The sequence below is a fragment of the Moritella sp. 28 genome (assembly GCF_018219435.1).
GTDB lineage: Bacteria > Pseudomonadota > Gammaproteobacteria > Enterobacterales > Moritellaceae > Moritella.
This window is the reverse complement of sequence record NZ_CP056121.1, coordinates 254,721-274,981: the sequence shown is the minus strand read 5'-3', so window position 1 is coordinate 274,981 and position 20,261 is coordinate 254,721. Positions and strand designations below refer to the sequence as shown.

Here is a 20,261-nt window from a genome sequence, read left to right as displayed (position 1 = left end):
AAATGCAAAATAACCAGTCCAAACACGTCTTGTATAACTCACTCTTTACGCTAAAAACAACCCGTAAGACTGAATCATATCTAGCTATAATACAATAAAGTATTAGTCAGCTTGGCGACGTAAGAACGCTGGAATATCTAAATAATCCGGTTCACTTTTCGTTGCCGTTGTTGTATTACTTTCACCAACAGCAACTTTCTGCACATCTACTTGCTTATCGGCAGGCATCACAGTCGCTTTAACGGTTTCTTCAACGCGTATCGATTCAGCTTTCGCTTCTTCTACTTTTTTAGCTGGTGTTGGTACTAAAGTAATATCGGGTTTGTTTTCAGCACCGATACCCGTAACAACAACAGTTACACGTAATTCATCCGTCATTTCAGGGTCGATTACCGCACCCACAACAACGGTTGCATTATCAGAAGCAAAGGCTTTAACTGAATTACCTACTGTTTCGAATTCTTCGATATTGATATCGAGGCCAGCAGTAATATTAACCAGAATACCCCGAGCACCCGCTAAATCAACATCATCAAGTAATGGGCTTGAGATAGCAGCTTCTGCGGCTTCTGCGGCTCGATCTTCACCAGAAGCAACACCGGTACCCATCATTGCAGTACCCATTTCACTCATGACTGTGCGAACATCGGCGAAATCCACGTTGATTAGACCTGGACGCGTAATGAGTTCCGCAATACCTTGTACAGCACCAAGTAATACGTTATTAGCAGCTTTGAATGCATCTAATAAACTGACACCACGACCCAATACTTTCAATAATTTGTCGTTAGGTATTGTAATCAAAGAATCAACTTGTTCACTTAAGGCATCGATACCAGCTTGTGCATAACTCAAGCGACGCTTACCTTCAAACGAGAAAGGTTTAGTGACTACAGCTACCGTTAAAATCCCTAATTCTTTAGCAATTTCAGCAACAACCGGAGCAGCACCAGTACCTGTACCACCGCCCATACCCGCAGCAATAAAGATCATATCAGAGCCTTGCAGCTGCTCACGAATACCATCGCGATCTTCCATTGCAGCTTCACGACCTACTGTTGGGTTTGCGCCCGCGCCCAAACCTTTAGTGATAGTGTTACCGATTTGAATAACAGATCCAGCGGCTGAATTACGTAATGCTTGTGCATCTGTATTTACGACAATAAATTCAACACCTTCAATTGTTTCACTGACCATGTGATCAACAGCGTTACCGCCGCCACCACCAACACCAATGACTTTAATGACAGCTTCATCGTGACTATCATCTAGTAGTTCAAACATGGTAATATCTCCAAAAATCTTATAGGGTTTTAAAACCCGCCTTTGAACCAGCTCATTATTCTTTTAAGTAACTGATTACAATTATTCCGTTCTACGACTACGTCTGTTGTTGGTTCGAACTGATGTTCTTTACCAAACTGAAGTAAGCCAACCGCTGTTGAATACACTGGTGTATTTACATATTCAGTTAATCCATTTATATTTAATGGAATACCTATTCTAACTTGTGAGTTGAATACGCTTTCTGCACATTCAACTAAACCTTCAATTTGTGCCGCACCACCAGTAAGTACAATGCCAGCCGCCAATTTATCCAGTTTTAATGACTCTAAAATAGTTTTTAATTCAGCTTCAACCATTCCGAATAGTTCAGAATATCGAGGTTCGATCACTTCTGCAAGTGTTTGTCGCTGTAAAGTGCGCGATGGTCGTCCACCGACACTTGCAACTTCGATAGTATCATCACGTTGTAATAACTTAGCATGCGCACAACCAAAGTTAACTTTAATCTCTTCTGCGTCTGCAGGAGGGGTACCAAATGCATACGCAATATCACTAGTAACTGCATTACCTGCATACGAAAATACCGATGTATGACGTAATGAACCATCATAAAATACGGCGATATCAATAGTGCCACCGCCAATATCGACAACACATACACCGAGTTCTTTTTCATCGTCGGTAACAACTGCATAACTTGATGCGAGAGCAGAAAAAATTAACTTATCCACTTGTAGTTCACAACGCTCAGCACATTTTACAATATTTTTTGCCATATCATTGTGACAAGTGATCAAATGTACCTTCGCTTTCATCCGAACACCGGATAAACCAACTGGATTTTTAATCCGTTCTTGATAATCAATAGCATATTCTTGTGGAATTACGTGTAAAATTCGATGTTCGTCACGAATTCTCACAGATCTTGCAGTGTAGATCACATTATCTACATCATCTTGTGTGACCTCATCTTCCGAGATTGCCACCATGCCAATTTCATCTTGGCTGCTAATGTGTTTACCTGAAATACTCAGGTAGACAGAAGATATTTTCATATCCGCCATCATTTCGGCTTCTTGTTTGGCACGTTGAACAGCTTTAACAACAGATTCCAGGTCGTTTACCCCCCCTTTATCCATGCCTCTCGATGCACTTTGTCCTAAACCGATAATGTTCAGTTCACCGTCAGGTAATAATTCACCTACAACAACGGCAATTTTTGATGTGCCGACATCTAAACCTACTATTAATTTTCGTTCCATCGATTTAGTCATTGTCATTACTCTTTATTGTCATTTTTCCAGCCAACTGAGAAACCTGTATCGTAACGTAAATCTATATAGGCTATTTTTTCTTTATCTAATACTGCAACATAATCGATATAGCGCTGAATTCGAGATATTGCATTTTCTCGTCCTAAACGAAGCATAATACCATTACTTAATTCGACCGTGATTGCATTACGTAAATTAAGCGAAACTTTAACTATTTTATAATTATTTAGCTGCAGCAATCCGTTGAACTCATTGAATTTGGCGAGTGTTTGTTCGATTTTATCATTCGGACTATAAAGTTTCACTAATGATTTCGGCGCACTATTGATATCTGCATCAAACACTATCCCGTCTTCGTTCAATAATTGCGTATCATTCCACACTGCAACAACGGGTTGTTCTTGAATATATACACGCAATAAATCAGGCCAACTTTTACGTACCGACGCGTGATAAACCCAAGGTAACGATTCAATTTTATTTTGAATATCATCAACATTTACCGAAAAGTAATTTTCTATTGCCGGTTTTTGCAACAAGACGGTTCGGATATCATCGTCACTAACATACTCTCGATCCCCCTGAATAATCAGGGCTGACATTGGCATTTTGCTGGCATCGGTCAAGTATGCTTCCATACTGCTAAACATCCAGCTAAAAAATACTAACACCAAAAAAAAGAAAAAGAGACCTAAACTACGCCTTAAACGTAATGGCGCTAATTCTTCAGCGCAAACTTCATCCGCTTGAATCTCAAGTTCTGTGAGCGCGTAGATATTATCATCTAAGGCTTCATTTCTCGGTGTTGGAATAACAGCTGTCATATCAAAATTCGTTTATTAATGCGCGAGCGCTAATACTTTAGAAACCAAACTCTCGAAGTTATACCCAGCAGCATTGGCCGCCATTGGCACCAAACTCTTTTCTGTCATGCCCGGTACCGTATTTACTTCCAACAATTGAAACTGACCCCGTGCATCTAACATTGCATCAACACGACCCCAGCCCTCTGCAGCTACAGCACGAAATGCTTTTAATGCATAAGCTTGCAGTTGTTGACGTTGTTCATCGGTAATAGGGGCTGGACACAAGTACTCCGTGGTATTTGATTGGTACTTAGCTTGATAATCATAAAACGTATTTGGCGTTTTAAGCTGAATCACCGGCAACACTTCATCACCTAAGATCGCAACCGTGAATTCAGGTCCTTCAATCCATTGCTCAATTAAGATCTCATTATCATACTCAAACGCAGCCGTGACAGCTGTTTCTAATTCCGCTACGTTATGCACTTTCGCCATACCGATACTGGAGCCTTCTTTCGCCGGTTTAATAATTACCGGAGAACCAAGATCCGCAATAATATCGCTTGCTATCGCATTATCAAAATGATTTGGTGTAACAATGCGATAAAGCGCAGTCGGTAAACCTTGAGACTGCCAGATTTGTTTAGTACGGATCTTATCCATCGCTAATGCGGCGCCTAAAACCCGGCTACCGGTATAAGGAATGGCAAGCTGCTCTAATGCACCTTGCATCACACCGTCTTCGCCACCACGGCCATGTAGTGCAATAAACGCATGGGTGAAACCATCCCCCCTCAGTTGACTAACATCGTATTCGGCGGTATCTAAAGCATGCGCATCAACACCTGCACGTTGTAAGCCTGATGTGACTGCGATGCCCGATTTTAGTGAGACTTCACGTTCGGCAGAATACCCACCAAATAATACCGCTACTTTTTTAATGCTTGTTACGCTCATGATTACTTCTTCCATTGTTTCATCGTACTAACATTCATTTCCATTGCCGCCAGTTCCTTAGCAAGCGTACCCACATTACCAGCACCTTGGGTTAATACCAAGTCACCGTTTTGTAAATGCTCAGCTAAAATGGCTGGGATTTCATCTGGACTAGAAACAAAAATTGGTTCAATATTACCACGTTGTCTAATACTACGACATAATGAGCGACTATCAGCACCAGGGATTGCTTCTTCACCTGCCGGATATACTTCTAATAAAAATAACAGATCAACCTTTGATAACACGTTTGCAAAATCTTCATACAAATCACGGGTACGTGTATAACGATGTGGTTGGAATACCGAAACCAAACGTTTTTCAGGCCAGCCTGCACGTGCGGCAGTAATAGTAACATCAACCTCGGTCGGGTGATGACCATAGTCATCAACCAGCATCACATTACCTGCGCCTGAATCAAATTCACCAAGATGATCAAAACGTCGACCAGTACCCGCAAAGTTAGCGAGCGCGGTAATAATCGCGCTATCATCAATACCATCTTCAGTCGCGACAGCTACTGCAGCAGTCGCATTTAAAGCATTATGTTGACCCGGAGAATTCAAGCTTACACGTAAATCTTCGCGATCTTTACGACAAATCGTAAAGTGACTTTTATGACCTTTTTGCACATAATCGATAATACGTACGTCGGCATTTTCGGAGAAACCATAAGTCACGACCTGACGACCAATGTCTGGGATCAACTTTTCAATAACTGCATCATCAGCGCACATCACGGCTAAACCGTAAAATGGCAAGTTATGCAGAAAATCCATAAAGGTTTTTTCTAATTTAGCAAAATCACCACCATACGTATCCATATGGTCAGCTTCGATGTTCGTCACGACAGCAACCATCGGCTGCAGCAGTAAGAATGATGCATCGCTCTCATCCGCTTCAGCAATCAGATAACGACTTTTACCTAAACCTGCATTGGTGCCAGTGCTCTTCACTAATCCGCCATTAACGAATGTAGGGTCTAAGCCTGCTTGATGGTAGATACCTGTCACTAGTGCTGTAGTCGACGTTTTACCATGTGTGCCTGCAATCGCAATCCCATGACGAAAGCGCATTAATTCTGCTAGCATTTCAGCACGTTTAATCACCGGAATACGGTTTTCATGTGCAGCCATAATTTCAGGATTTGTGAAATCGATAGCCGTTGATACCACCACTACGCTAGCATTCAGTACATTTTCCGCTTTATGCTCAAAATTAATTTTTGCACCTAATTTGACTAAACGTTCAGTCACTGGATTAGGCGCGAGATCAGAACCCGTGATCTGATAACCTTCATTCGCTAATACTTCTGCGATCCCACCCATTCCAGCACCACCGATGCCAACAAAATGAATAGTTTTCACACGACGCATCTCTGGCACTACCGTTCTTAGTTGTGCGATCTTTTGTTCAGACATTATCTATCTCTCTTAACTTAATGCTGAACAGGCATTTGCGACCTGCTCAGTTGCATCTAGAATAGCAGCACTTTTGGCTGCATTTGACATAGCGACAAGTTGTGCTTCATCGTCAATCCATTGCTGTAATAATTTGGCTAAATCCACGGCATTTAATTGGCCTTGTGGGAGTAATACCGCGCCACCTGCTTGTACCAATGATTGGGCATTTTTAGTCTGATGATCATCCACTGCATGTGGTAATGGAATAAAAATAGCGGGTAGTCCTGCAACAGCCACCTCTGACACCGTCAACGCACCTGCACGACACACTACCACATCAGCTTGATGATAAGCTTGCGCCATGTCATCAATAAAATCAGATACTTTAATCTCAGCTGTAACACCAGCAGACTGATAAGCAACATTCACCGCAGTACTATTATTTTTACCCACTTGATGGCGGATACTAATTTTATCTTGGGGTAATAGCGCCAGTGCTGCTGGTAACGTTTCATTTAATACTTTTGCGCCTAAGCTACCACCAACAACCAATACCGTCAGCTTACCTGTGCACACGTGTGGTCGTGCATGTAAAGCCAGTACATCTTCACGTACTGGATTGCCAACCAACAGACCCTGAGAAAATGCACCAGGAAAGGCCATGAGTACACGTTTAGCAATTTTAGCTAATAGACGGTTAGTGAGACCTGCCGCCGCATTTTGCTCATGCAATACCACGGGAATACCTTGTAACCAAGCCGCTACGCCACCCGGTCCACTAGCAAACCCCCCCATCCCTAAGACAACATCAGGTTTGAATTTTTTCATCACTTTACGTGCCTGTAACACGGATTTTAAAATTCGAAAGGGTGCAAGACATAAACGCTTAACTCCGTTACCACGCACCCCTGAAATATCAATGAATGAAATATCAAATCCATGTTGTGGGACTAAATCGGCCTCCATACGATCCGCAGTACCAATCCAATGAATCGCCCAGCCCTGCTGTTCTAAATATTTTGCTACCGCAATACCAGGAAATACGTGACCACCAGTGCCACCAGCCATCACTAATAAACGTTTTGTCATAATATTATCTTTCAGTGTAATAAGATTTAATCAGTTATTAAGGCGTAACTTGCTCATACATATGATAACTAACTGGGAGTTGTACTATTTGACATCGACACTTTTTGTGCACGATATTCATAATCGATTCGTAATAGCACCGCCACAGCACAACTCATAATTAGTAAGCTCGACCCACCATAACTCACGAGGGGTAATGTTAACCCTTTCGTTGGTAATAATCCGGAGGCTGCACCAACGTTAACCAAGGTTTGAAAACAAAACCAAACACCAATGCTAATTGCTAAAAAACCAGCAAAAAATTGATCCGTTTCCAGACTACGACGACCAATTTGCAGCGCTTTAAATACCAATAACATCTGTAGCATCAAGACGATAAAAACGCCAACGAAACCTAATTCTTCAGCTAGAATTGCAAATACAAAATCGGTATGAGCTTCTGGTAGATACTCTAATTTTTGAATCGAGTTACCAAGCCCTTCACCGCTAAAACTACCACGGCCAAATGCCATTAAGGATTGGGTTAATTGATAACCACTACCAAATGGATCATCCCAAGGGTCAAGAAAAGAGGTTATCCGTCGCATTCGATACGGCGATAATATCACTGCTAATACACCCAGTAAAATAGCCACAACACATAGTGCCATGAAGTGCACCAACTTTGCACCACCGATAAATAACAGTGCTACACTGGTGGTTAAAATAACCATCACAGAGCCGAAATCAGGTTGAAAAAGAAGCAATGTAGAGATAACAGCGATCACCAGTAAGCCATTAACAAAACCTTTATAGCTTTCTTGTAATAAGCTTTTTTGACGGACTAAATAACCTGAAAAATAAATAAAGAGGGAAAATTTAGCAAACTCGGCGGGCTGCATATTCAAGGGGCCAAGCGAGAGCCAACGAGTACTGCCATTAACCGTACGACCAATGACTAATACCACGATCAATAAAGCAATAGCGACAAATAAAAACCGCACACTATTTCGCTCATAAAAGACAATCGGTACATTCAACACACAGATTGCAGCACACAAGGACACGCTCAGAAAGACTAAATGCTTTTTCACAAACATGAAGGGATCATCACCCAACGCAATTCCTTCAGGTAAGGATGCCGATGCAACCATCACCAAACCAACCATCATTAAAATAATCGCTAATAATAATAGCTGGCGATCATAAACCGCCGCGCGCTGCTCTTCAGCACCTAATAAATAGGCTTTCGTCCGTGTCAGAAATTCCATTATAATGCCTTCACTAGCGCTCTAAAGTGGTCACCCCGAGCCATAAAATTAGCGTACATATCGATACTTGCACATGCAGGTGACAACAAAACCCAGTCACCCGGTTGTACAAGCTCACTAATTTCAGCAATCGCAACGGCCAAGTCAGGGACCTGTTTCGTATTTTCCGTTAACGCCGAAAAGCGTTCACCGTCTTTACCAAAGCAATACGTCAACGCAATGTCATCACGTAATGCGGGGACTAAAGGACTAAAATCAGCGCCTTTGCCATCTCCGCCAACAATCAGGTATAAGTGTCCTTTAACACTGCTTTTCAACCCGGCCAGCGCCGCTAGTGTAGCTCCGACATTGGTGGCCTTAGTATCATTAATCCACCTTACCCCATTAAGTTCACGAATAAACTCACAGCGATGTGCTAGCCCCGTAAATTGACGCAAGCCCGGTAACGTTTTAGTTCTATCCACACCTGCCGCATCAAGCAGGGCAATGGCAGATAATGCGTTCATTAAATTATGCACACCGGTGATCTGTAACTCATCGGCGCTGATAATAGCCTCACCTTGATAAGCAAGCCAAGTACTACCGCGTTGTTGGATCAAGCCATAATCAGCATCATCTTCACCAAAGCTACACTTAACCACATTGAGCGTATTATCTTGTGCAGGACAAGCCGTTAATACATCATCACGATTTGTCACCACGGTTTGCGCATGCTGATAAATTGATAATTTGGCTTGGCGATAGGCTTCGAAATCAGGGTAACGATCAAGATGGTCGTCTGTTACGTTCAGTACGGTCGCAGCAATAGCCTTTAGACTATGGGTAGTTTCTAATTGAAAGCTTGAAAGCTCTAACACATATAACTGATAAGGATCGGCTACATCCAGTAGGTCTAATGCTGGAATGCCAATGTTGCCACCGATTGCGGCTTTTACGCCTGCCGCATTCGCCATTTCACCAACCAGTGTGGTCACGGTTGATTTACCGTTTGAGCCAGTGATGGCAATAATGGGCGCTTTTGCAGCCCTGACAAACAACTCAATATCACCAATCACTTCAACACCATGTTGTTGCGCAGCGGCGATCGCAGGCGTTGCAATGGCAATACCAGGACTGACAACTAATTGTTTAGCTTGTAATAAGATCTCTGGATGTAAGCCACCCTTATATAAGGTTACCTGAGCTGGCAACTCATCTTGTCCCGGCGGTGCATCACGACTATCCACAACAACAGGAACTATGCCTTGCTTTAGAAAATAACGGACACAAGACAGACCGGTTTGGCCTAAACCAACAATAACGATAGGCGATGCCATATTTTGCTCAGATAATGGTGTCATTAGCGTACCTTCAACGTGGCTAAGCCAATAAGTACTAAAATAATAGTAATGATCCAAAAGCGTACAATCACACGCGGTTCAGGCCAACCTTTTAGTTCATAATGGTGATGAATTGGTGCCATTCTAAAGATGCGTTGACCACGTAACTTATAAGAGCCTACTTGTAAGATAACCGATACTGTTTCCATAACAAAAACACCACCCATGATCACTAACATAAACTCTTGGCGAACTAATACCGCGAGCGTACCTAAACCCGCACCTAATGCCAATGAACCAACATCGCCCATAAATACTTGCGCTGGATACGTGTTAAACCATAAGAAGCCAAGTCCGGCACCAACCATCGCCGCACACACAATCACTAATTCACTGGCTTGTGGGATGTAAGGGATAAACAGATACTCAGCAAATTTAACGTTACCTGTTAAGTAAGATACAAGCATAAATGCACCTGCGACTAATACCGTTGGTAAGATAGCTAAACCATCTAAACCATCGGTTAAGTTAACCGCATTACTACTCCCCACAATCACAAAATAAGTTAATACAATGAATAACAATCCAAGTTCTGGCATATATTCTTTAAAGAAAGGCACAACTAATGTCGTTTCTGCCGCCGAACCTGCCGTTGCATAGAGGTAAACAGCGATACCAATTGCGACCGCTGACTGCCAGAAATACTTCCAACGCGCAATCAAGCCATCGGTATCTTTACGGATCACCTTGCGATAGTCATCCACAAAACCAATCGCACCAAACGCAACAAACACAAACATCATGATCCAAACATAGGCATTATCTAATCTTGCCCATAATAGCGTTGATACTAAAATTGCAACTAGGATCATTACGCCACCCATTGTTGGCGTACCACGTTTACTGAAATGTGATTCAGGGCCATCATCACGTACCACTTGACCAATCTGCATATCTTGCAAATAGCGGATAAGTTTAGGTCCCATCCATAATGTCAGTAATAACGAGGTAATTATCGTGATAATTGCACGAAATGTGAGATATGAAAAAACTCTGAATAGCGAGAAATGCTCACTTAAAGATTCGAACAACCAAACTAACATTTTATTTCCTTTACTGTATTTTTAACTAACATTGTATTTTCGATTAACATAGCACTGTTCTCAGATAGCTTTGTGGTTAACAAACTGATTGCCAGCTCCATTTTAGCACTACGGGAACCTTTAAATAATAAAGTAAACATCTGCTCTTTAGGAGCAGTAGTGATTAAGTCAACTAACGCATCAACCAGTGCTGGCTGTGCTAAAAAGGCGCGACCAATAACACCAGCAGTTAATGCAGCTTCACGGCTAACGGCACCACAAGTATAAACATGGTCAACCTGTTGCTGCTGAGCATAATGCCCAACTTGTTGATGCATATCAGCAGTACTAACGCCCAGTTCTCCCATATCGCCCATTACTAATACATTTGTTGATTTGAAATGGGTTAATACATCAATGGCCGCCTTTACTGAGGCAATATTGGCATTATAGCTATCATCAATAATACGAATACGTGAGGTTAATTGTGATATTTTCAATCGGCCCTGTACACTAACCATAGATTCAAGGCCTAACTTAATGGTTTTAATATCAATACCAAAACAACTTGCCATTGCAGCCGCGGCTAATGCATTAGCGACATTATGACGACCTGCAACACCTAAGTTAATTGTACAGTCACTATCTGGCGTACATAATCTAAACGTCGAGTTACCCGAACCATCAAATTCAATATTAGCTGCAAAATAATCAGCACTCTCATCAACAACCGAAAAGTTAACATGTCGCTCTGAATCAACTTTACGTAACCAGTATTGATAAAACTTATCATCGCGGTTTAGTACCGCCATACCTTGTTGCTTAACCCCTGATAATATCTCACTTTTAGCCAATGCGATGCCCTGTAGATCACCAAAGCCTTCTAAGTGTGCCGCATCAACATTATTGATTAACACCACATCTGGCAATACCAACCCCGTGGTATAAGCAATTTCTTTTTTGTGATTAGCACCAAGCTCCATCACCGCAAATTGGTCTTCTTGCTGTAAGCGCAGTAATGTCAATGGAACACCAATATCGTTATTAAAATTGCCTGCAGTTGCTAATGTTGGTGCTACTTGTTTTAAAATCGCCGCCAGCATTTCTTTCGTCGTGGTTTTTCCATTACTGCCAGTAAGCGCTGCAACTTTAGGATTAACATGTTCACGCACCATTTTACCTAACAGACCTAAAGCAACACGGCTATCTTTTACCAGAATTTGCGGGATATCCACCGCTTGCTTTTTTGTTACAATAGCAGCAATAGCACCTTGCTCTGCCGCTTTGGCAACAAAACTATTGGCATCAAAATTATCACCACTTAACGCGACGAACAAATCACCAACTTTAATCGTGCGTGTATCTGTTGAAACATGAGTAATGACGACATCATCACCTTGGTACTTGGCATTGAGTTGTGTCGCAATTGCACTTAACGCTAAACTAATCATTATTTGTTACTCAACATCTCTGTAATCGTCTCTCGATCACTATAATGGTGTTTATCTACACCGATAATTTGATAATCTTCATGGCCCTTACCTGCCACCAAAATAATATCGTCAGCACGACTTTGTTCCATCGCCCAATGAATAGCACTACGGCGATCATGAATAACTTGCATTGCATCAGGGTTAGCAAGACCGATTTTCATATCATCTACAATCGAAGACGCAGACTCAGTACGTGGATTATCATCTGTAATGACAGCCATATCTGCAAATTGTTCAGCTACTTGTGCCATTATTGGTCTTTTACCTGTATCTCGGTCACCACCACAGCCATAAATGCACCAGAGCTTGCCTTCACAATGCACACGTAATGCTTGCAAGGCTTTTTCTAATGCGTCAGGTGTGTGAGCATAATCAACCACGAAAGCAGCTTGCCCTGCTTGTTTGAATAATTCCATACGGCCACATACGGCGGTTAATTTTGGTGCTACCTGTAATAAATCATCCAAATCATAACCGAGTGCTAACAAACTCGCGCAAGCGGCCACCACATTAGAGGCATTAAACTCGCCAATTAAACCACATCGCAGTGTACCTTCACCCCAGCTGGTTTTTAACTCGCAGCTAAAACCACCGGTATCAAAATTTAAATCATGACAACATAAAAAAGCACCAGAATAGGCTGATAAATCTTGCAGGACTGAAAATCGGATAGCATCAGGCCATTGCTGTGCCCATGCTTTACCGTAAGTATCATCAACGTTAAGGATCCTATGTTTCACAGCACCTTGAAATAAGATTTTTTTGGCATCGGCATAAGTATCCATATCTCCATGATAATCAAGATGATCACGGGTTAGATTGGTAAATAATGCCACATCAAAATCGAGAGAATTCACACGACCTTGAATCAAACCGTGTGAGGATACTTCCATAGCACACAATTCTGCACCTTGTTGTACTTGGTTCGCTATTTCAGCTTGTACATCTAAGCCGCTACCTGTGGTATTTTCGGTTTGCACTAATTGATCGAATAAGCCATTACCGATCGTCCCCATCACACCAGCTTTACCGTTTAATAAAGTAACCCAGTTGGCAATAATCTGCGTGATAGTGCTTTTACCATTAGTGCCTGTAACACCGACAAGTTTTAATTGCTGCGAAGGAAATTGATAAAAACTATCGGCTAATGCGGATAAGGCCTGATTTAGACCAAAAAAAGCAACAATAGGGATACCATCAACATATTCAATATGACCATGTTCAGCCTGAATATCAGCGTCTTTCAATACCAATATCGCACCACATTGTAATGCATTGCCAATAAATCGGCGACCATCAAGGGCATGACCATTTACCGCGACAAAACAGTCACCCGCTTGTACTTTCCGACTATCAATGATCAACGCGTTAACCGCTAATTCAAGATCAATATTCCACATTTGTAGAGATAAGACTCGACATGACGAATTCATTTCCAAACCCTTAATATTTAAAGCCCGTAGCATTCAACAATCCTTAGTATCAAACAATCCTTAAACGCCTGAGCGCCGTTTAATTTCTTAAGAGTCTTTTGCTGTTATCGTTAATGATTGTTTTTTATCTGGTGTTATATTCAACATTTGCAATGTTCTTTCCATTACTTCCGCAAATACTGGCGCCGCGATCACGCCGCCGTAATAACGATCACCACTTGGAGAGTCAATCACCACCACTAATGCAAGGCGTGGATTAGACACAGGTGCGACACCGGCAAATAAAGCAACATAATCATCGCCATAACCACCCGCAATAGCCTTACGGGAAGTACCAGTTTTACCTGCAACACGATAACCATCAATGCTAGCTCTCTGACCCGTACCGCCTTTTGTTACTACGCTTTCCATCATGAGTAATAGCTCTTTCGCGTTATGTTCAGATAACACCCGTTCAGACAACGGCATGGTTTCTTGTTTTCTGATCGTCAGTGGACGATATAAACCACCTGAACCAATCGTTGCATAAGCATGAGCAAGCTGTAATGTCGTCGACTGCATGCCATAACCAAAAGATAGCGTTGCATTCTCAAACTCTGACCAGCGTGAACGTCGTGGCATATAGCCTCTACTTTCACCATTTAAGATCAAACTACTTTCATTACCAAAGCCAAATTGATAGTAAGTATCGAGTAAACGTTGATGGCCTAATTTCAACGCTATTTTACTTACGCCCATGTTCGATGAATAACGTAGAATATCACCCAGTGTAATGTCACCACGGTTGCGGGTATCTTGTACTAAACGGCCACCTAGACGCATACGTCCGGGGTTGGTATCAATAATTGAATCGGCGGCAATAATGCCATTATCTAAACCACTTGCAATAACTAACGGTTTAATGGTGGAGCCCGGTTCGTAACTATCCGTGATAGCCCGATTCTTTAACTTATAACTGTCATATTTGTTACGATTGTTGGGATTAAACGATGGACTATTTACCATTGCTAATATTTCCCCGGTTTTAACATCAATCATTACCAATGAGCCCGACACGGCACCATTGTATTTAACCGCTTTTTTCAAGCGCTGATAAGCTAATGATTGGATGCGTTGATCGATACTGAGTTGAATATTATTAGCTTGTTCACTTTGCTGAATAACAGAGATGTCTTCAATGACATTTCCTAACCGGTCTTTACGGACAATTCGTTTACCTGGGGTGCCAGTAAGGAAATCATCATAAGCCTTTTCAACGCCTTCAATACCAATGTCATCAATGTTAGTCATGCCAACCAGTTGTGCGCTGACTTCACCTGTGGGATAAAAACGGCGCGACTCTGGTACTTGGCTCACGCCGACTAATTTTAATTCATCAACATACTTAGCAACCGCAGGACTAATTTGGCGCTTGATATACATAAAACGACCATTAGATGCCATTATTTTTGCTTGCAGCTCAGCAAGATTTAGATCTAAGATCTCGGCAAAAGCTTGCCATGCGCGTTTGTTATCAAAACTATTTTTATTCTTAATTGTGCGAGGATCAACATGAATGGCCATAACCGGAACACTAACCGCCAATTCAACACCATTACGATCGGTGATAATACCGCGTTGAACTTGCTGTGACGTGACCCGTAGAGAACGCATATCTGCTTGTTTACGCAGATGTTCAGGATTGATCACTTGGATGTAAGCAGTACGGGCGAGTAAGCTTAAAAAGATAATAACGACCGTGGCCGCAACTAAATGATAACGCCAAAGGATAAAATTGGCTGGTTCTTCGTGGGCAATATTTCTACGATTTGTCACTGCTGTTTCACCAATTTCTCTTCTGCAGTACTTGGTCGATACATACCGAGTTTATGTTTTGCGGTGTATTCAATTTTACTGTGTTCTTCTAGCGTACTTTGTTCTAACAATAAGTTGCGCCATTCAATATCTGTAAAGTCACGCTGAGTCAGTAACTGCTCTTTATTATTAGTGAGTAAACGGGTTTCATGCGTTAGCATAATCACGGCAAAAGCGGAAATTAAGATGGCAAACAATAGACTAACGACTCGCTTATGCTGGCCGATGTCAGTCATAATAACCTTGCCTAAATCCCACTTAATGCCGAACATATTACAATTTTTCCGCCACGCGTAATACAGAACTACGCGCTCGAGGATTGAATTCTAATTCTTGCTCCGAAGGTTTTAGCATTTTACCGACCGCCTTCATGGTACGCGTTTTATCAATTTCTTCTTGCATGATAGGTAAGCCGTATGGCACTTCTTTACCACGCGCTTGTTTACGAATGAATTGCTTCACAATACGATCTTCTAACGAGTGGAAGCTGATCACAGATAAACGACCACCAGACTTAAGACATTTTAATGCGCCAGCTAATGCACGTTCGATCTCTTCTAATTCACTATTAATATAAATACGGATCGCTTGGAATGAACGTGTAGCCGGATGTTTGGTTTCTTTTTTCGATTTTGGCACAACACGACAAATTAAACTTGCTAACTGTTCTGTCGTTTCAAATGGTGTACCGTCACGATCAAATACCACTGCACGCGCAATCTTACGGGCAAATTTTTCTTCACCAAATACTTTCAATACCCACACAATATCATCGTAATCAGCTGTTGCTAGCCATTTCGCCGCACTAAGACCGGATGTTGGGTCCATACGCATGTCCAACGGTCCATCACGTAAAAAACTAAAACCACGTGATGCATCGTCTAACTGTGGCGAAGAAACACCAAGATCGAGTAACACGCCGTCAACTTTCTCTGTTAATCCTTTATTTTCCATATATTCAGCAATACCAGAAAATGGTCCGTGAACAATATCAAAACGAGGGTCTTCTAATTTTAAAGCTTCACCAACTGCAATCGCTTCAGGATCGCGATCGATTGCGATCAAGCGGCCGTTTTCACCTAATTGCGACAAAATAAAGCGAGAGTGACCACCGCGACCAAAAGTACCGTCAATGTAAATTCCGTCCGGTTTTAAGTCGAGTCCGGCTACGGTTTCGTTAAGTAAAACGGATACGTGTGCAAATTCTTGTGTCATGTCGATGAAAGCTCTTAAAAATACTTAAAATTATAGCAGGTGCTAAAATGGTTATTGTAACGTAAAAGGTCCAGTTTAGGGAGGGGTAAAACGGATTGCAAGTGATGTAGATAATCTGAGGGAAAAAATAAACAAGAACTTATCTATATAAAGACGATATAGATAAGTTCTTGGAGTTGGTCGATAAGCCGGGTTTTGTCGTGGACAATCATTCCTCTAGGTCTGCAATCGCTCACAGACTCAAGCAACCTACCCGCTTTCAGCGTGGGCCACGCCTATAGAAAGCCTATTTGGTCTTGCTCCGGGTGGAGTTTACCCTGCAACGAACTATTACTAGTCGTCCGGTGCGCTCTTACCGCACCCTTTCAGCCTTACCTGTGCTTCCGAAAAAGCCATCGGCGGTCTTCTCTCTGCTGCACTTGTCGTAGGCTTGCGCCTCCCAGGCGTTACCTGGCACCCTGCCCTGTGGAGCCCGGACTTTCCTCCCCTCTATAACCTCGATATAAATACCGAGTCATAAAGCAGCGATTGTCTGACCAACTCCAAGGCGGAGGATAGTACATAATCTAAGACAAAAAATCCAGCGATTAATTAAAGTTTTCTAAACCCCATTTATACAAGGCGTTCTTTTTGCAACCGTGAATTTCTGCCGTTAATGCAGCTGCTTTTTTCAACGGTAATTCCTCATTCAACAATTTTAATGTATTCAATATCTTAGCGGGAATTTCAAGACCTGTAGGTTTATAGCCCGCAACTAAGAGTACAATTTCACCACGGCTACGGTTACTGTCTTCCGCTACCCATGCTGCTAACTCACCCACTGGCATAGTAGTAATACTTTCAAACGCTTTGGTTATTTCTCGTGCAACACACACTTCACGCTCAGGACCCATGATCGCCGTTAAGGCATCTAAGGTATATTGCAGGCGACGTGGTGATTCATAAAAAATCATCGTACGGGTTTCTTCTTTCAGCTCGGTAATTTTATCATTACGGGCTTTTTCTTTCGAGGGTAAAAAACCTTCAAACGAGAAACGATCTGATGGGAGACCAGAACCACTCATTGCAGTTACTGCAGCGCAAGGACCGGGTAGTGGGACCACTTTAACACCATGTGCACGACAGGTATTTACCAAATGGTAGCCAGGGTCACTGATCAACGGCGTACCAGCATCTGAAACCAGCGCGATGCTGATACCAGATTGTAGTTTTGATACTAAGTATTCTGCTTTTTGCTGTTCATTGTGATCATGCAAAGCAAATGTTTTAGTCTTGATTTGGTAATGGCTTAGCAGTTTCCCAGTATGGCGGGTATCTTCTGCAGCAATTAAATCAACACTTCTTAGTATCTCTAAACCACGCTCTGTGATATCAGAAAGGTTGCCAATCGGGGTTGGAACGATAAATAAAGTTGCTTGTTCAGACATTTCATTCTCATGGGTAGTTTTTTGTTAAGCGATGATGCTTTAGTATAGGGGTATTATAAATCTCTTTTGCAGGATAATACACCAATGGAATTTAAGTACAGTTATTCCCGCTTGATTATGTTTTTTAGTTTGAGTTTACTGCTCAGTGCGTGTTCAAGTACCACAACATCTGAAAAAGCGACATCGAAGCCTCAGCTAATTGGTGCGCCAGACGTACTCACGCAAATAGATCAACCGGCGCAATACTACATTGATAAGATAGCATTAGCGAATAAACCACAAACTATCTCTTGGCAGTTATTATCCGCACGTGCTTTGATTACAGAAGGTCATCCGCAACCTGCGCTTGATATATTATTATCGGTAGAAAGAAATCCATTATCAACACAGCAATTATTTGAAGTCGCGTTAATCAAATCAGAAGCCTATCTATTAGAAAAGCGCTATCAGGATGCAGCCACAGCGTTAAACTTTAGCTCGACACTAAGCACACTGAAATCCGCACATTGGCAACGTTACTATTTATTAAACGCTACTATTTCCGAACTTCTGAATAATAATGCGAAAGCCGTTGAATACCGCGTCGCGTTAAATGACTTCCTCGATGTAGAGCTGCATAGCACCAATAATACGCGTATATGGGAATTAGTCACGGTAATACCAGCGTCAGAGTTACGCCAGCTAGCACAGCAGTTTGATACTGAAAACCCAACGCTTTCAGGTTGGTATCATTTAGGTATGGTCGCACAACAATATCATACCGACCCACAATTGCTCATTCAGAATTTACAAATATGGAAAACAGAATACCCACAACACCCTGCATTGAGTACTTTCCCTGTCCAACTGGTAAAAGCAATGGCAATAACGCCTTATTCGCCAAATCAAATCGCGGTACTTGCCCCTTTAACGGGTAAACGCGCAGTCGCAGGTGAAGCAATCAGAGACGGAATGCTAAGTGCTTACTATCAAGATGAAGAAGCAGATAGAATTAACTTACGTTTCTATGATACGGCAGCAACAAGCGCAGATGAACTGTACTTACAGGCTATTGATGATGGGGCTGACTTTGTTGTAGGTCCATTATTAAAATCAAATTTGACTAAAGTATTACCTCTGGTAAAAGAGGTACCATTAATTTCATTAAATAAACTGACTGAAGCACCCACAACAGAAAGTATCTATTATTTCTCATTAAGTTCTGACGATGAAGCTATTGCTGCCGCGAAAAAAATGCAAAAAGATGGTATCAAACAACCCTTAGTACTCGCACCAAATAACCGAACCGGTAATCGCTTATCAGCCGAGTTCACCAAGCAATGGCAATTACTCACGCAGGGTACGAACGATACTTATAAGTATAAAAGCCGCAGTGACATGCAAAATACGGTAACCACGCTATTTTCAGTGACGTCGAGTAATCAGCGTATTAACTTAATGAAAAGTCTAGTCGGTGCTGATATTAAAGCTAAAACCCGTAGTCGTCGTGATATTGATGCCATTTATATTATTGCCACGCCTTCTGAAGCGATGTTAGCAATTCCTTACATCATTACAACCCAGAACCCTTATGCGCCACAGGTTGCCCTGTATGCGAGTTCACGTACCCATGGTGATAATCTTTCTAAGAGCCAAAGTCGTGACCTTAATGGTTTAATATTTAGTGATATGCCTTGGTTGTTGAACCCAGATCGCGAACTTAAACAGCAAACTTTGGCACTGTGGCCAAATATGTCAAAAATCCAGCAAAATCTTTTTTCGATGGGCTACGATTCATTTAAATTAATTCCAAACCTGCTACAGCTACGTAATTTTCCGAACTTACGCCTAGCTGGCCAGACTGGCATTCTTTATATTAATGAAAACGGCATTATCGAACGCGAATTTAGTTGGGCTAAATATCGCTCAGGCAAGATAAGACTTGAGGACACTAACGCTGAAACCAAAACAACCCCGTAAACGCGGTGAATATTTTGAAGGTATAGCAGCCGATTTTTTACAGCGCCAAGGATTAATTATCTTGGCGCGAAATTTCGCTTGCCGTCAAGGTGAAATAGATTTAGTTTGCCAGCACGGCGCAAGCTGTGACATAAAATCAACAACAACACTACCCTCCTTAGTATTTGTCGAGGTAAAATATCGGAAATACACCCATTACGGCGGTGCTATTTCAGCAATTCCGGTCGCGAAACAACGAAAATTGCGTTATACGGCGCAATATTATATGGTGCGCCACGGAATAAATGAAAACTACACCCCTTGCCGTTTCGATGTGATAGCCATTGAAGGTTCCAGTGATAATATTCAATGGATAACCAATGCTTTTTAGAGTA

Annotated in this window: 17 protein-coding genes and 1 other RNA gene; 2 read left to right on the top strand and 16 right to left on the bottom strand. The window is 42.0% G+C overall.

All coding sequences use genetic code 11. From position 1 onward, the window contains the following. Positions 1 to 102: 102 nt before the first annotated feature. From ftsZ to rsmI, 16 genes are all read right to left on the bottom strand, one after another. Positions 103 to 1,284, bottom strand: coding sequence for a cell division protein FtsZ (gene ftsZ / locus HWV02_RS01290; RefSeq protein WP_211689506.1), 1,182 nt, complete (start codon positions 1,282 to 1,284; stop codon positions 103 to 105). A gap of 29 nt (positions 1,285 to 1,313) precedes the next feature. After that, on the bottom strand, positions 1,314 to 2,561 hold the full coding sequence (gene ftsA, locus HWV02_RS01285) for a cell division protein FtsA (RefSeq protein WP_211678146.1): 1,248 nt from the start codon (positions 2,559 to 2,561) through the stop codon (positions 1,314 to 1,316). A 5-nt stretch (positions 2,562 to 2,566) separates the two neighbouring features. Next, positions 2,567 to 3,385 carry a cell division protein FtsQ/DivIB gene (locus HWV02_RS01280; protein ID WP_211678145.1) on the bottom strand — a complete coding sequence of 273 codons (819 nt, stop codon included), beginning with the start codon at positions 3,383 to 3,385 and terminating at the stop codon, positions 2,567 to 2,569. 15 nt (positions 3,386 to 3,400) lie between these two features. Continuing rightward, a complete protein-coding gene (locus HWV02_RS01275; protein ID WP_211678144.1) occupies positions 3,401 to 4,339 on the bottom strand; it encodes a D-alanine--D-alanine ligase in 939 nt (312 codons plus the stop codon). Next, positions 4,327 to 5,787, bottom strand: a complete 1,461-nt coding sequence (gene murC, locus HWV02_RS01270) for a UDP-N-acetylmuramate--L-alanine ligase (protein ID WP_211679941.1) — start codon at positions 5,785 to 5,787, stop codon at positions 4,327 to 4,329. Before murC ends, HWV02_RS01275 begins: the two co-directional genes overlap by 13 nt. Before the next feature lie 9 nt (positions 5,788 to 5,796). Then, the gene (murG, locus tag HWV02_RS01265; RefSeq protein WP_211678143.1) at positions 5,797 to 6,855 is read right to left on the bottom strand and encodes an undecaprenyldiphospho-muramoylpentapeptide beta-N-acetylglucosaminyltransferase; all 1,059 of its coding nucleotides are present in this window, start codon (positions 6,853 to 6,855) and stop codon (positions 5,797 to 5,799) included. Positions 6,856 to 6,923: 68 nt separating this feature from the next. Further along, positions 6,924 to 8,105 (bottom strand): cell division protein FtsW, encoded by a 1,182-nt coding sequence (ftsW, locus tag HWV02_RS01260; protein WP_211678142.1) that lies wholly within the window; start codon positions 8,103 to 8,105, stop codon positions 6,924 to 6,926. After that, positions 8,105 to 9,445 carry a UDP-N-acetylmuramoyl-L-alanine--D-glutamate ligase gene (gene murD, locus HWV02_RS01255; protein ID WP_211689505.1) on the bottom strand — a complete coding sequence of 447 codons (1,341 nt, stop codon included), beginning with the start codon at positions 9,443 to 9,445 and terminating at the stop codon, positions 8,105 to 8,107. The genes ftsW and murD overlap by 1 nt, the downstream gene beginning before the upstream one ends. Further along, positions 9,445 to 10,527: a phospho-N-acetylmuramoyl-pentapeptide-transferase gene (mraY, locus tag HWV02_RS01250; protein ID WP_211678140.1), complete on the bottom strand. Its 1,083-nt coding sequence runs from the start codon at positions 10,525 to 10,527 to the stop codon at positions 9,445 to 9,447. The genes murD and mraY overlap by 1 nt, the downstream gene beginning before the upstream one ends. Further along, positions 10,521 to 11,957, bottom strand: coding sequence for a UDP-N-acetylmuramoyl-tripeptide--D-alanyl-D-alanine ligase (gene murF / locus HWV02_RS01245; RefSeq protein WP_211678139.1), 1,437 nt, complete (start codon positions 11,955 to 11,957; stop codon positions 10,521 to 10,523). Before murF ends, mraY begins: the two co-directional genes overlap by 7 nt. Then, positions 11,957 to 13,432 (bottom strand): UDP-N-acetylmuramoyl-L-alanyl-D-glutamate--2,6-diaminopimelate ligase, encoded by a 1,476-nt coding sequence (gene murE / locus HWV02_RS01240; RefSeq protein WP_255550577.1) that lies wholly within the window; start codon positions 13,430 to 13,432, stop codon positions 11,957 to 11,959. The genes murF and murE overlap by 1 nt, the downstream gene beginning before the upstream one ends. 87 nt (positions 13,433 to 13,519) lie before the next feature. After that, positions 13,520 to 15,247, bottom strand: a complete 1,728-nt coding sequence (locus HWV02_RS01235; RefSeq protein ID WP_211678137.1) for a penicillin-binding protein 2 — start codon at positions 15,245 to 15,247, stop codon at positions 13,520 to 13,522. Then, positions 15,244 to 15,522 (bottom strand): cell division protein FtsL, encoded by a 279-nt coding sequence (gene ftsL, locus HWV02_RS01230; RefSeq protein WP_255546999.1) that lies wholly within the window; start codon positions 15,520 to 15,522, stop codon positions 15,244 to 15,246. The genes HWV02_RS01235 and ftsL overlap by 4 nt, the downstream gene beginning before the upstream one ends. 37 nt (positions 15,523 to 15,559) lie before the next feature. After that, positions 15,560 to 16,501: a 16S rRNA (cytosine(1402)-N(4))-methyltransferase RsmH gene (rsmH, locus tag HWV02_RS01225; protein ID WP_211678135.1), complete on the bottom strand. Its 942-nt coding sequence runs from the start codon at positions 16,499 to 16,501 to the stop codon at positions 15,560 to 15,562. Between the two features lie 168 nt (positions 16,502 to 16,669). Continuing rightward, positions 16,670 to 17,045: RNase P RNA component class A (gene rnpB, locus HWV02_RS01220), an RNA gene on the bottom strand. A gap of 43 nt (positions 17,046 to 17,088) precedes the next feature. Continuing rightward, positions 17,089 to 17,928, bottom strand: coding sequence for a 16S rRNA (cytidine(1402)-2'-O)-methyltransferase (gene rsmI / locus HWV02_RS01215; RefSeq protein WP_211678134.1), 840 nt, complete (start codon positions 17,926 to 17,928; stop codon positions 17,089 to 17,091). Positions 17,929 to 18,012: 84 nt separating this feature from the next. Between rsmI and HWV02_RS01210 the strand changes: the two genes are divergently transcribed. Both HWV02_RS01210 and HWV02_RS01205 read left to right on the top strand, forming a co-directional pair. Further along, the gene (locus HWV02_RS01210) at positions 18,013 to 19,887 is read left to right on the top strand and encodes a penicillin-binding protein activator (protein ID WP_211689503.1); all 1,875 of its coding nucleotides are present in this window, start codon (positions 18,013 to 18,015) and stop codon (positions 19,885 to 19,887) included. After that, positions 19,850 to 20,257, top strand: coding sequence for a YraN family protein (locus HWV02_RS01205; protein ID WP_211678132.1), 408 nt, complete (start codon positions 19,850 to 19,852; stop codon positions 20,255 to 20,257). Before HWV02_RS01210 ends, HWV02_RS01205 begins: the two co-directional genes overlap by 38 nt. Positions 20,258 to 20,261 lie beyond the last annotated feature (4 nt).

Bases quoted from the DNA above. Each gene is read 5' to 3' on its own strand.
- ftsZ (WP_211689506.1), bottom strand. From the start codon at position 1,284: ATGTTTGAACTACTAGATGATAGTCACGATGAAGCTGTCATTAAAGTC.
- ftsA (WP_211678146.1), bottom strand. From the start codon at position 2,561: ATGACTAAATCGATGGAACGAAAATTAATAGTAGGTTTAGATGTCGGC.
- HWV02_RS01280 (WP_211678145.1), bottom strand. From the start codon at position 3,385: ATGACAGCTGTTATTCCAACACCGAGAAATGAAGCCTTAGATGATAAT.
- HWV02_RS01275 (WP_211678144.1), bottom strand. From the start codon at position 4,339: ATGGAAGAAGTAATCATGAGCGTAACAAGCATTAAAAAAGTAGCGGTA.
- murG (WP_211678143.1), bottom strand. From the start codon at position 6,855: ATGACAAAACGTTTATTAGTGATGGCTGGTGGCACTGGTGGTCACGTA.
- ftsW (WP_211678142.1), bottom strand. From the start codon at position 8,105: ATGGAATTTCTGACACGGACGAAAGCCTATTTATTAGGTGCTGAAGAG.
- murD (WP_211689505.1), bottom strand. From the start codon at position 9,445: ATGACACCATTATCTGAGCAAAATATGGCATCGCCTATCGTTATTGTT.
- mraY (WP_211678140.1), bottom strand. From the start codon at position 10,527: ATGTTAGTTTGGTTGTTCGAATCTTTAAGTGAGCATTTCTCGCTATTC.
- murF (WP_211678139.1), bottom strand. From the start codon at position 11,957: ATGATTAGTTTAGCGTTAAGTGCAATTGCGACACAACTCAATGCCAAG.
- murE (WP_255550577.1), bottom strand. From the start codon at position 13,432: ATGAATTCGTCATGTCGAGTCTTATCTCTACAAATGTGGAATATTGAT.
- ftsL (WP_255546999.1), bottom strand. From the start codon at position 15,522: ATGACTGACATCGGCCAGCATAAGCGAGTCGTTAGTCTATTGTTTGCC.
- rsmH (WP_211678135.1), bottom strand. From the start codon at position 16,501: ATGACACAAGAATTTGCACACGTATCCGTTTTACTTAACGAAACCGTA.
- rsmI (WP_211678134.1), bottom strand. From the start codon at position 17,928: ATGTCTGAACAAGCAACTTTATTTATCGTTCCAACCCCGATTGGCAAC.
- HWV02_RS01210 (WP_211689503.1), top strand. From the start codon at position 18,013: ATGGAATTTAAGTACAGTTATTCCCGCTTGATTATGTTTTTTAGTTTG.